Source organism: Mesobacillus foraminis (assembly GCF_004340465.1).
GTDB lineage: Bacteria > Bacillota > Bacilli > Bacillales > Cytobacillaceae > Mesobacillus_B > Mesobacillus_B foraminis.
This window is the reverse complement of record NZ_SLVV01000007.1, coordinates 324713-336645: the sequence shown is the minus strand read 5'-3', so window position 1 is coordinate 336645 and position 11933 is coordinate 324713. Positions and strand designations below refer to the sequence as shown.

The following is an 11933-nucleotide window of genomic DNA, read 5'->3' as shown; positions in this document are numbered from 1 at the left end:
TACATTTATATCTTCTATATGAGAGATTTTCTAAGCAGAACATGTACTCCTTCTGGAACATGGGCAGCCACCTTGGCTCCTGCCTCATTCACAGTAACCCAGCCCAGACCGGAAAACACGATATCAGTCTTGGCCTCTTTAATGGAAAATTCATGCCGGACCAGCTTTGGAAATGCATCAAGCTGCTCAGGCCTAGGCGGGGTCAGCAATTCTCCCGCATGCTTCTCATAAAGTTCAGATGCATTTTCCAGCTTCGTCCGATGGATTTCAAGCTCATTGGACAGATAGCATGTAAATGACCTACGCCCTCCCGAAAGATAATCAAATCTGGATAATCCTCCAAAAAAAAGGGTCTGGCCTTCATTGAGCTGATATATTTTAGGTTTGATTTCCTTCTTGGGTGTGATGACCTTTAGATCACGCTTATCCACATAGTGGGCCATTTGATGGTGGTTAATGATTCCCGGAGTATCAATCAGCGACTTTCCATCTTCTAATGGTATCTGGATGATATCAAGCGTTGTTCCAGGAAAATGGGAAGTGGTGATGACATCTCCTTCACCTGTAACTTCTTTAATGATTCGATTTATAAAAGTTGATTTTCCTACATTAGTGCACCCGACTACGTAAACATCCCTGCCTTTACGGTACTGGTCAATCGCAGCAGCCGTTTCCCGAATGTTCTTCCCTTTGGCAGCACTGACGAGAAAAACATCCTGAGGAACGAGACCCTGATCTTTGGACTCCTTCTTCATCCACTCGATCAATTTGTTCTGTTTGACTGATTTAGGGACAAGGTCTGCCTTATTCCCAATAAGAATAACCGGATTTTTCCCTGCGAATCGCTGTATCCCAGGCAGCCAGCTGCCATTGAAATCAAAAATATCAACAATTTTTACTATCAGGGCATCTTTCTCTCCGATCCCATTTATAATCTTTAAAAAGTCATCGTCCGTCAGGCCCACATCCTGAACCTCATTATAATGCTTTAACCTAAAGCAACGCTGGCAGACTACCGACTCTTTTTCAAGCGAAGACTGAGGAGCATATCCCAATTCATCAGGTGTTTCTGTCTGAATTTTCACACCGCAGCCAGTACAAACTATTTGCTGATCACTCAATTCCTAGTCCTCCCAATTTAATTGACCTTTTTTTCTGAACCAGTTTAAAATCCTTCTCTCGACCGTCCGATTGATCCTCGTAAAAAAGCCATCTGTTTGAGTTACCGGCACGACAAGGATGGTATGAAACCCGCTCCTGTTTCCTCCGAGTACATCCGTCAGCAGCTGGTCCCCAATCACAACAGTTTCTTCCTTTTTTAAATCCATTTCTCTTAACGCTCTGCGGAATGCCCTGCCCATAGGTTTCCTCGCCTGGTAGATATAAGGTATGCCCAGTGGGTCGGCAAAAAATTTAACGCGATTTTCATTATTATTTGAAACAATGGTCACGAGAATGCCATGTTTTTTTATTTCCTCAAACCACTGCATTAATTCCGGGGTTGCGGAAGGGCGGTCCCATTCTACTAATGTGTTATCCAGATCTGTGATAATTCCTTTGATGTTTTTACGTTTTAAGCTTTCCGGCGTGATTTCAAAGATATTTTTCACATGCTGGTCTGGCAAAAAATGCTTTAGCAAATTCTTACACCTCGTTATTTAAATTCCTTGTCATACCGTAACATCATAACCAATTTTATCCTCTGTTTCAAAACAAACACTGTTCACGTATAAATTTTTCGACATTTTTTTCCTTTTTTTGGTGTTGTGGATAACTTTATGCACATTTTACCACTTGAATTGTATATTATTTTCCACTTTATAAACAAATTAACCACAGGTTATCCACCTATAATTGTGGATAATTAGAACGGTTGTTCTCCGCGTTTAAATTTGATAGAGTAAGGGTACAAATAAGAAACTTACTAGTATATGAACGTAATTTATTATTTATACATTCATATTCGGGGGTGAATGACTGAATGCGAAAGCTTTCGGATGAATTATTAATTGAATCCTACTTTAAAGCAAGGGAATTAAACCTCAGCCTTGACTTTATCCGCCTGATTGAAACAGAAATACAGCGGCGGTCATTGACTCACAAAATTCGATACTCCTCGTGATCTCAACGTCCCTAGGGGCGTTTTTTTATAGGTTTCTGTGAAACATGCAAAAAGCACAGAGCAAGATCTGTGCCGCATGTTTCGGCTGGCTCGTTATTCACCAAGCTTCTCTCCCATTCTGACCGGAAGCGGAAGCCTTAAGGTGTTCGGAAGCTTCAGCGTGTTTTTCTCAAAAAGAAGCACCACAGTTGATCCAAAAGAGAAATAAGCCATTTCCTCTCCTTTTTGCAGCCAATCGCCTGCATGGACGGTTTCAATTGAATTTACGAACATGGCTCCTACCTTGACTACAGCCAGACGGCCCCGACCATACTCCATTTCAGTAATAGTCCGGTAATTTTTGGCAAGTGTGCTCTTTCCATATTTAAGTCCCAAAGAGTTCACAGGATATGACCTCGTTCCCAGAGTCCACTGTTTAATGATCCTTCCCGTGACCGGGCTGTGAATTCGGTGATAATGGCTTGGACTAAGGTACAGCACTAAGTATGTCCCTCCTGCATAGGCTTCGGCAGCCTCTTTGCTTCCCAGCATCTCAGCAATGGAGTATACCTTCCCTTTTACGGTGATTTGATGAATGCTCTCAACTGGTCCAATGTCCTCCAACACAGCATCTACCGGACTGACAACTTCAGCCCCTTCATCAGTGACAATTCTTGCACCCGGCTTAAGCCTCCTGACAAAGAAGTCATGAAGGGATTCATATTCGTGCAGGCCTTTCTCCATTTCTCCAAGGTTAATGTTATAGACTCTCGCAAATGATGGGATCACCTTTCTGCTTGCTGAGGACTGGGCAAATCTTTTTAAAAGTTCTGATGACCATTTACGGTTGGTAAGTTCGATAAATAAGCGGTACAGGCTCTGAATCAAGCAAATAACCTCCATAAGTGTATTGATACAGTGCGCATTCTCCTAAATCAACTTTTTATAATTGCATGCCGAATTAGATTATCGTGTTTCAGGCAAGGGCATTGCCGGGTATGGCTGACTGCTTTTAGGCTCCATACTTCCATAATGACTGTTATTATACCATTTGATAAGGGCCTGTACTATTAATATATTACTGGGGACAGTAAAGAACCTCATTAATCAATCAGAGAGTTGTCGCATGGTTCCCGTCCATTGAACGGACAGCGTGGAAACAACTCGCTCAATTTGTTCCTCCATATGCAAAGGTTTCCCGTAAGGCGTTCATTACTTTGGGATAATTAGCAGCCTGCTATAGAAATCAACGAGCTGAGACATCGTATCCTTCTATGTACGTACTTCCCTTAAAGCAGATAAGTAAAAAACAAAAACAAGGATGCCCAATTAAAGATTGAGCACCCCCTTTATCTATTCTGTTATTGCAAGAAACTCTTCAATATCTTTCACGCACAGGTGTACTGCCTGCTCCCAGAAGTCCTTCTTCGTCAAATCTGTTTGAAGGTGTTTTTGGGCTAGTTCTTCCACAGTCATGGAAGCGGAGTCCCTGAGCAGGGCCATATACCTGTGTTCATATCCCTGGCCTTCCTCCAGCGCCTTAGCGTATATACCCATAGAAAATAAAAATCCAAAGGTGTAAGGGAAATTATAAAAAGGGACACCAGTAATAAAGAAATGAAGTTTTGAAGCCCAAAACAAAGGATGATACTCTTTAAGAGCACCGCCATAAGCCTCCTCCTGGGCCTCCTTCATTAATTCATTGAGGCGCTGCACACTCACGACCCCCTTCTTGCGCTCTTCATAAAACCTTGTTTCAAATAGGAACCTGGATTGAATATTCATCAATAAAGCAACAGAACGCTGTATTTTATCTTCCAGCAGCCCCAGCTTCTCTTCTCTTGAGGCAGCTTTTTTAACAGCAGCATCAGAAACAATCGTTTCCGCAAAAGTAGAAGCCGTTTCCGCAACATTCATCGCATAGCTCCGGTTAAATAAATGAAGGTCTCTCATCGCGTAGGTATGAAAGCCATGGCCCAGCTCATGTGCCAAGGTCGAAACATTGGAAGCTGTTCCAGAATAAGTCATAAAAATCCTTGACTGACTGCTCTCCGGAAAATAAGTATGAAATCCCCCTGGAGCTTTCCCCTGGCGGTCCTCCGCCTCGATCCAGCGGTCTTCAAACGCCTTTCTGGCGAACCCAGCCATCCCCTCGCTGAAATTCGAGAAATTCTCGATGATAAAATCTGCTCCCTGCTGATAGCTCATTCTTGTATTAGCCTGCCCGAGCGATGCATCAAGGTCGTACCAACTTAAGGCTTCGAGTCCAAGAAGCTTTGCCTTTCTGTTTAAAAATCGGATCATAGTTTCCTTTTGTTCCGAGATCGAAGACCACATCGCATCCAGTGTTTCCTTTTTCATCCGGTTCATTTCAAGAGGTTCTTTCAGAAAGTCATCCCACCCCCGTTTATTGTAGATATTGAGGCGAAATCCAGCAAGATGGTTTAAGACTTTGGCAAAAAAGTCGCTATTCTCCCCCCATGCTTTTTCCCATGCTGCGAAAACCGCTTTTCTGGTTTTGCGGTCACTGTCTGCAAAAAGATTGGCTGCCTGCCCTACTGAAAGCAGCTTTTCCTCTCCGTTTTCTCTGTATGGAATTTTCACTGAACCTACCAGCAGATCATACATCTGGCCCCAGCCGTGATAGCCGTCGATGCTCAGTGAGGTAATCAGGGCCTCTTCCTCGGCGGGGAGTTTATCTGCGGCCCGTTCCCTGCGCTCACTTAAGATAAATTTTAGCTCTTTCAGGAATGGATCCTTCATCATAGCAGTCCATTCATCCGGAGTACAGGTGGAAAGCTTTTGATCAAAACCCAGCAGTACCGTCTGCAGCTGGGCGCTTAGCTCCGTCACTCTCGCTTTTAATTCACTGGCCTGTTTATCCTGCGTATTTTGAGCCTGCAGGCAGCTTACAAAGGCCCCTGCCTGTCGAAGCGGCTTAGCGGCCTCTTCAAATCTGTCAATCAGCTGTTTCAAAGTGGCTGCGTCTTCAAGGGAAGAGCCAGGTAACCAGGATTCAACACTTTGCTGAAACCCATGTATTTTTGCCTTTGTCTTCTCCAGATGTGCTGTAAACTCCCTTGAATTGCTTCCCCCTTCAAAAAAGATGTCCAGGTCCCAAACTTGGGAATATGTATGAACAGCCATTTCCATCCCCCTCTCAACTTTCCCCTATATTATAAATTGCACGAAGAAATGTTTCTATTTTTAGCGGAAGAAAAAAACGGCCAGTCATAAAGGCCGCTGATTCCCATTATTTTTTATTCTTCTTTTTTTCTTTTTCAGCCCGGTAAAATTCATGAAACATTTTCATCAATGCCCTTTTTTCAATACGGGAAACATAGCTGCGTGAAATTCCAAGTTCTTTCGCTATTTCCCGCTGTGTTTTTTCCTTTTTCAGATCCAGCCCAAACCTGCCGATAATCACTTCTTTTTCCCGCTGATCCAATACATCTATATACTGCTTTACTTTTTCCAGCTCCATATTAAGCTGAATGGTATCAATAACATCCTCTGATTCAGATTTAAGGACATCAATAAGCGAGATTTCATTCCCCTCTTTATCCTGCCCGATCGGATCATGCAGCGACACATCTTTCTTGGTTTTCTTTAAGGCCCTCAAGTGCATTAAAATTTCATTTTCAATACACCGTGCAGCATAGGTCGCAAGCTTGGTTCCCTTTCCTTCCGAATAGCTTTCAATTGCTTTGATCAGCCCGATCGTCCCAATTGAGATAAGATCTTCAGAATCTTCCCCAGTGTTTTCAAATTTCTTCACGATATGTGCCACTAGCCGTAAATTATGTTCAATTAGCATATTTCGGGCATGCGCATCTCCCTCAGCCATCAACTTTAAGTATTTTCTTTCATCCGCGGATGATAACGGTTGGGGAAATGCATTGTTTTTAACATAAGAAACAAGAAAGATAATCTCCTTTACTAAGTACCCAAGTGCTGCCAGAATCCCAGACACTTTTCCACCCCCCGTTTGTTAGGACTTTTGCCTATAATAGATTCCTATGAAGGATTTGCCTGGTTCGTGTATGTCCGATGAAAATCTTTTCTGATGTAAATATTCCCAACCATAAATGTAAAAAAGCATTAACCTTCTATCGGTTAATGCTTCCATTTAAAACGTGGCAGTAGCGGTATTTCGAACGTATTTTTTCTAATCTACACTGACCTCTGTTGCGATGATGCTTCCGATAGCTCCGCAAATGATAAGGCCCATAACAATTGAAAACATTGGTCCACACTCCTAAAAAAGGATTCCTGTCTCCTTCAAATTTACCATACTGAAAACATGAGTATGGAGTAAGATTGTGAACTTTTTTTAACAATGATTTACTTGACCTGCTTTCTCCTTCGAAATTCTAAAGTTATTAACAAAACATGCAGTGACATTGTCATTCCCCCCTGGCAGAATGGCTAGGTGGTATCTTTCTCCACCCAGTAAATTGCTTTCCTTTGATTAAACCTTTTCATAAGTAAAACCACCTTTCTCCTCTATTTGATAAAGCAGCTTTTAAAACTGACGCATCATTTTTGCCTGCCGGGCTTTATTCTCTTCAAGCAATTTTTCAACCATATCGTTATGTTCCGCTTCTTCCTGAGTCATTTGGCGTCTTTTAATTATAATGGTAAAAAATAATATATTTAGGGTCATTACCTAATCACCTCCTTCTATCCTATCCCCAAAAATAAAAACCGCAGGGAAAAATGCTCCCTGCGGTCTCAAAAAAGGCATAAAAATGCCGCAGGGCACGCTCCTCCCTGCGGCATGGACAGGCTTAATTAACAAGAAAACGTTCTTAAGCGATCCATCCGATCCTGGTCGAATGCGTAAACAAGCTATTTAACTTGACTGTTGATTTCATATGCAACTTCATCATTTCATTCGACCTCCTTAAGAAAATTTTACTTACAGTGGTAATTATATCCACTAATAGCATATTTGTAAACCTAATTATCGCTTAATTTTCTAAATTGTTTATTCATTATTATTGTAATATAAAAAAACGCCCCCAATATTAGGGACGTTTATTTTTCATTAGATATTCCTGGCCTTCTTCTGAATCAATTAATTTATTCCTGCAGCTTCTTGAAAGGCTTAAGAACAAGATCGAGAAAAGCAGGAAACCCGCGGAAGCTCCAGCGGATATATATATATCTTTCATTACCTTGACTTCGGAAGGAATAATAACACCAAGATAGAAGAATACACCAGCAGCCAAAAGAATGACTCCGTATTGTCTGTAGTCGACCATCTTTTCATACAATTGCTTTGCGTTCACGTTCCATCACCTTTTCTCTTCCTGTCATTCTATTAAGTGCTTAGTAGAATACAATAATAATTTAACATATTCATTGCCATTGATGATCATGTAAATTGTGTCATTTTTAGCAAACAAAAAAAAACCCTCCAATCAGGGAGGGTTCTTTGCTTCATGGCTCGTTTTACTTTCTTAAAGATCCAGTGATTTTCATCACCAGGGTGGCCGAGTTTATGGCTGCTGTTTCTAAAAACTGGTCGAAGGAAACATTGGATTCTTTTCCCGCAATATCTGACAGGGAACGAATGATAACAAAGGGTATACCGAACTGATACGCTACCTGGGCTATTGCCGCCGCTTCCATTTCGACCGCCTGCAAGTTGTTAAATTTCGTTTTGATGAACTCCACTCTATCCGGGTCGCTCATAAATGAATCTCCAGTTGTAATAAGTCCCTTTACGGTTTGGATGCCTTCAATTTCTCCGACGCTGTCCTCTGCAATCTGAATCAGTTTAGCATCGGCTTCAAAGGCCGGCGGAAGCTGAGGGACCTGACCATACTCGTAGCCAAACGCTGTGACGTCGACGTCATGGTGCCGCACTTCACTTGATATAACTACATCTCCAACATTTAATTCTGGATTTAAACCGCCCGCTGACCCTGTATTTATAATATAATCAGGGCTGAATCTTTCCAGCAGGACAGTGGTCGACATTGCAGCGTTTACCTTGCCAATCCCTGAACGCAAAAGGACAACTTCTGTTCCTTCAAGTGTTCCTGTAATAAATTCGAAACCCGCAACCGTTTGCTGTTCCCCATTCTCTATTTTATTCCTTAATAGAGTTACTTCTTCTTCCATCGCACCAATAATAGCAATTCTCATAAAAAGTTCCTTCCTGCTTTCCTGTTAAGCTATATTCTGCATCATTCAATCCATTTTATACTCTCTTTAAGTGCCTAAAAGATGAATGTGCGCGCGAGCCTATTTTACCATTTTGATATTCAACTTTCTAATGTGAATCTTAATCAGGTGAAATATCCGAGTATGCTTGCATCAAAACCGACCTGAAAATACAATAGAATTAACCATATTAATCAGAAAGGAAAAGAAAAATGAATTTTCAGCTTGACCTCATTCAAGATAAAGTTGAGTTTTTCGAAGCCGCCAGCTTAAAAGAGCTTGAAAAACAAATCAATACCCAGATTGAAATAAATAAGGGAATCATGATGACTGTCCATCATGTCTCCCATCAAATGCATTTAGATGGAGAAGGACGCACCTTTTATTCTGCAGTTGTCCATTTCAAATTAAAAAAAGACTGACCTTCGAAGCCAAAAAGCCGGAGCTCAAAAAGTGAGCTTCCGGCTTTTCATTATTTCAACTCTTCCACCTTAACTGGTTTCCAGCCCTTTCCATCTACCCACTCAATGGCAACGCGGTATTTGACTGATCCGCCTTTTTCTGAAATGGTACCGGCAGCACTATTAGGGCCTCCATTATTTCCCAGAAACCAGACTGTCATATTATTCGAATCAATGCCTGTTGCATAGGAGATTGCTTTAATCATTTCCTGCCAATCCACAGCATTCTGGTCATATACGGCAACGTGTTCTCCGCTTTGTGATGTACCGACAGGCTCCCAGTCCGGATTTTCAATTGTTTTTTTTACATCCGGGCTGCTTCCGCCTTCAGTGACTACTGGCTCACTGTCCTCTTCTTCCTTATTTTCTGAATCCGTTTCCTCTTCCGCTTCGGTACTATCCTCTTTCGCCTCGGTGTCTTCTGAAGGATTGCTTCCGGCGTTTTCTTTGGAAGATTCTTCCGTTTTGCTTTCTGCCGCTGTATCTTCATTTGTTCCTTTGCTCTCGACATCACCAAAGAAAATATTGACCGAGACAAAAATGATTAATAAAAGTACGATAGCGATTAAGCTATTTAATACTAGATTGGTTTTTCTCCTTTTAGCCAGTTTGCCACTTCTTAAGCCTTCATTCTGGTTTTCAAAATCGTCTTTCAACTATCTTCACTCCCTTATCAGGTTGTCAACATTCTACCATGACTTTATGCAAACATGAAGAATTTTATCAAAATATCTGCGCTTAGTCATCAACAACCTGGCTTCCTTCACCTTTGTCAAAGGAATAAATCTCCTCAACCATATCAGCGAATAACTGGTTGACTCCCCCTTTATTTTCGTGAACACCTAAATTTACGGCAACGAGAGCATATTTGGGATTTTTATATGGGAAATAGCCTGCAAACCACTTGTTATGTGTTTGCTTCCCCTCCTGATGAATCCCTGTTTCAGCTGTCCCTGACTTGCCTGCTACTTCATAAGGCAAAGAATTTAGCCAGCGCCCGGTTCCTTCCTCATCAATGACAACTTCACGCAGGAGTTTTTGAAGCCTTTGAGCTGTATAAGGAGAGACCGCGTCCCCCTCAAGTTTCTTATCATTGAATTCCGCTAATACAGCACCATTTTGATATTCAATCGATTCAACCGCCCTTACCATTCTTTTTTCACCGCCCCGGGCGATCATGGCCATCATATTGGCTACGGCTAAAGGGGTTACCCTGACCTCGTGCTGGCCAATCCCGGAGAGTGCTGCGAAATTTCTGTCCTTTCTCGCTGCGTCAGTGGAAAATACTCTTCCTTTATCCTCTTCTGTCAGCTGCTTAAAGCTTTCAATATGGTAAAGATCTCCGGTCCAGCCCACTGTTCCTGTGAGAGACAGCTTTTCGGCATATTCCTCAAGGATGCTGGCGTTCTTGTCCTGCAGCTCCTTAGCGAGCTGGGCAAACGTGGAGTTGCAGCTTCTTGCAAAGCTGTCAGTGAAGTCCAGGCTGCCATGATTGTACTTGGTATCTCGCTCGCCATTTATCTTTCTGCTGCAGTCAAAAACACGCGAAGGCGGCTGAAGACCATGGTCGATTGCTGCCGCAGCAACCACCGTTTTAAAAACGGAACCGGGAATGTGCTGAGAGAGCATCATATTTTTTATGCCTGAATCCCCGAATGGATCCTTTCGGTTAAGCTGAGGTCTTGAGACCATGGCAAGGATGTTATTTGTTTCAATATCCAGAAGCACGAGCCCGCCTTTTTGGATCTGATGCTTGTCGGCAAGGTGTTCGGACAGCTCCTGCAAATCCTTATCAATTGTAGTCCTGATGTTGATGGGGTAGTAGGGATTGGCCGGTTCTGAATATTTTACATTAATCCCGAATAATGGAGAACCTACCCCGTCCACATGGTAGACAAGCCTCGACTTTCCTTCTCCCACGAGGAACTCGTCAAAGCTCTTCTCAAGCCCTGAGAGTCCCGTCAGTGTCCTTGGAGAAAATTCCTTGCTGCCATACCTTGCCTCAAGGAGAGAAGGGTTTTCCCCCGTAATTCCTATCAATTGCTCTGCATTCCGCTTTGAGATAGGATACTTCCTTTCCACAGCTAAAACGCCCGGAATTTTCAATAGATTGATCTCATTCATTTCCTCCGCAGTAAGCATGTGCGGATCCTTTCCGCCGAAAGCCACCGGGCCTTTTGCTTGATTGATTGAATCAAGAATCTGAGGTTCCGTGACCCCAATAATGGAAGCAACCTTTTCTGAAGGCCAGTCCATCTTTTTTAAGAAAGGAAAAAGAATAAGTACAGGTTTTTTTTCATAAATAAGCGGGTCTCCTTTGCGATCAAGGAAATTTCCCCGTCCATTATCAATGATTATTTCCTGTGCTCTTTGCCTTACACTCGCTTCAAGCAGGTTTACCTGATGGTCTGAGAAGGATTCAGTGGAAATAAGCTGTATTTGTGCCAATCTGCCAGTCAGAATTGCCAGCCCTACCATACAAAGGGCAAGCCAGGCCCTTATTCTGTTTCTTTTCATAAAAAACACCTCGTCAAAAGTGTTGACGAGGTTGTTGTTTTTCAAACTTGCTATTCATTTTTACTTTATTGTTGTGATGCGTACGTTCATTTCCCCGCCAGGTGTCTGAACGGTTACCTGATCTCCAACCTTCTTGCCCAGCAGGCTCTTCGCAATCGGGGAGTCATTGGAAATCTTCCCTTCAAATGGATCGGCTTCAGCACTTCCGACAATTGAATAGGTCTCCTCTTCTCCATCAGGAAGTTCAATGAAAGTAACAGTACGGCCAAGAGTTACCGTGTCACTGCTCATTTCATCTTCCTGAATGATTTTGGCATTGCGGATCATATTTTCAATCGTTGTGATCCGGCCTTCAACAAATGCTTGTTCTTCTTTGGCAGAATCGTATTCGGAGTTCTCGGATAAATCGCCAAAACTGCGGGCGATCTTGATGCGCTCCACAACGTCTTTACGTTTAACCGTTTTCAAATGTTCTAGTTCTTGTTCTAATTTTTGTTTTCCCGCAAGTGTCATCGGAAATACTTTCTCTGTTGCCAAAGTCCTTCACTCCTTCTAGTCTTCACTGTTCCCCATATTTTTTTGTCATTTATGTAGGGAGAATCTTTTTTAATATAGACAGGAGCGCGTCCTTATTTAAAGGGCGCGCGCTGCTTATTTCCCATATTCTTATCTATGCTATT

13 protein-coding genes are annotated in these 11933 nt (G+C 42.4%); 2 read left to right on the top strand and 11 right to left on the bottom strand.

What is annotated here, in order from left to right; translation table 11 throughout:
• Positions 1 to 14: 14 nt before the first annotated feature.
• Positions 15 to 1121: a ribosome biogenesis GTPase YqeH gene (yqeH, locus tag EV146_RS14815; protein WP_132007570.1), complete on the bottom strand. Its 1107-nt coding sequence runs from the start codon at positions 1119 to 1121 to the stop codon at positions 15 to 17.
• Positions 1122 to 1124: 3 nt separating this feature from the next.
• Positions 1125 to 1640 (bottom strand): YqeG family HAD IIIA-type phosphatase, encoded by a 516-nt coding sequence (locus tag EV146_RS14810; protein ID WP_132007567.1) that lies wholly within the window; start codon positions 1638 to 1640, stop codon positions 1125 to 1127.
• A 341-nt stretch (positions 1641 to 1981) separates the two neighbouring features.
• Between EV146_RS14810 and EV146_RS14805 the strand changes: the two genes are divergently transcribed.
• Positions 1982 to 2122: a sporulation histidine kinase inhibitor Sda gene (locus EV146_RS14805; protein ID WP_121611642.1), complete on the top strand. Its 141-nt coding sequence runs from the start codon at positions 1982 to 1984 to the stop codon at positions 2120 to 2122.
• Positions 2123 to 2215: 93 nt separating this feature from the next.
• Here EV146_RS14805 and EV146_RS14800 read toward each other — a convergent pair whose 3' ends face one another.
• The 6 genes from EV146_RS14800 to mtnN all read right to left on the bottom strand — a co-directional run bounded on the left by EV146_RS14800 (position 2216) and on the right by mtnN (position 8257).
• Complete coding sequence (locus EV146_RS14800; protein WP_132007564.1) at positions 2216 to 2989, bottom strand: phosphatidylserine decarboxylase; 774 nt, start codon at positions 2987 to 2989, stop codon at positions 2216 to 2218.
• A gap of 465 nt (positions 2990 to 3454) precedes the next feature.
• On the bottom strand, positions 3455 to 5248 hold the full coding sequence (locus EV146_RS14795; RefSeq protein WP_132007561.1) for a M3 family oligoendopeptidase: 1794 nt from the start codon (positions 5246 to 5248) through the stop codon (positions 3455 to 3457).
• Between the two features lie 106 nt (positions 5249 to 5354).
• Positions 5355 to 6074 carry an RNA polymerase sporulation sigma factor SigK gene (gene sigK, locus EV146_RS14790; RefSeq protein WP_132007558.1) on the bottom strand — a complete coding sequence of 240 codons (720 nt, stop codon included), beginning with the start codon at positions 6072 to 6074 and terminating at the stop codon, positions 5355 to 5357.
• Between the two features lie 552 nt (positions 6075 to 6626).
• On the bottom strand, positions 6627 to 6767 hold the full coding sequence (locus tag EV146_RS14785; RefSeq protein WP_132007555.1) for a YrzI family small protein: 141 nt from the start codon (positions 6765 to 6767) through the stop codon (positions 6627 to 6629).
• Positions 6768 to 7131: 364 nt separating this feature from the next.
• Positions 7132 to 7395 (bottom strand): YrhC family protein, encoded by a 264-nt coding sequence (locus EV146_RS14780; RefSeq protein ID WP_121611637.1) that lies wholly within the window; start codon positions 7393 to 7395, stop codon positions 7132 to 7134.
• 163 nt (positions 7396 to 7558) lie between these two features.
• Positions 7559 to 8257 carry a 5'-methylthioadenosine/S-adenosylhomocysteine nucleosidase gene (gene mtnN, locus EV146_RS14775; protein WP_132007552.1) on the bottom strand — a complete coding sequence of 233 codons (699 nt, stop codon included), beginning with the start codon at positions 8255 to 8257 and terminating at the stop codon, positions 7559 to 7561.
• Positions 8258 to 8487: 230 nt separating this feature from the next.
• Here mtnN and EV146_RS14770 point away from each other — a divergent pair, with 230 nt between their 5' ends.
• Positions 8488 to 8697 carry a YrzA family protein gene (locus EV146_RS14770; protein WP_132007549.1) on the top strand — a complete coding sequence of 70 codons (210 nt, stop codon included), beginning with the start codon at positions 8488 to 8490 and terminating at the stop codon, positions 8695 to 8697.
• 50 nt (positions 8698 to 8747) lie between these two features.
• Here the strand turns inward: EV146_RS14770 and EV146_RS14765 are convergent, their stop codons facing one another.
• From EV146_RS14765 to greA, 3 genes are all read right to left on the bottom strand, one after another.
• Positions 8748 to 9392 carry a YrrS family protein gene (locus EV146_RS14765; protein WP_132007546.1) on the bottom strand — a complete coding sequence of 215 codons (645 nt, stop codon included), beginning with the start codon at positions 9390 to 9392 and terminating at the stop codon, positions 8748 to 8750.
• Positions 9393 to 9474: 82 nt separating this feature from the next.
• Positions 9475 to 11253, bottom strand: coding sequence for a peptidoglycan D,D-transpeptidase FtsI family protein (locus EV146_RS14760; protein ID WP_132007543.1), 1779 nt, complete (start codon positions 11251 to 11253; stop codon positions 9475 to 9477).
• 60 nt (positions 11254 to 11313) lie between these two features.
• Positions 11314 to 11790 carry a transcription elongation factor GreA gene (gene greA / locus EV146_RS14755; RefSeq protein ID WP_121611632.1) on the bottom strand — a complete coding sequence of 159 codons (477 nt, stop codon included), beginning with the start codon at positions 11788 to 11790 and terminating at the stop codon, positions 11314 to 11316.
• Positions 11791 to 11933: the final 143 nt, after the last annotated feature.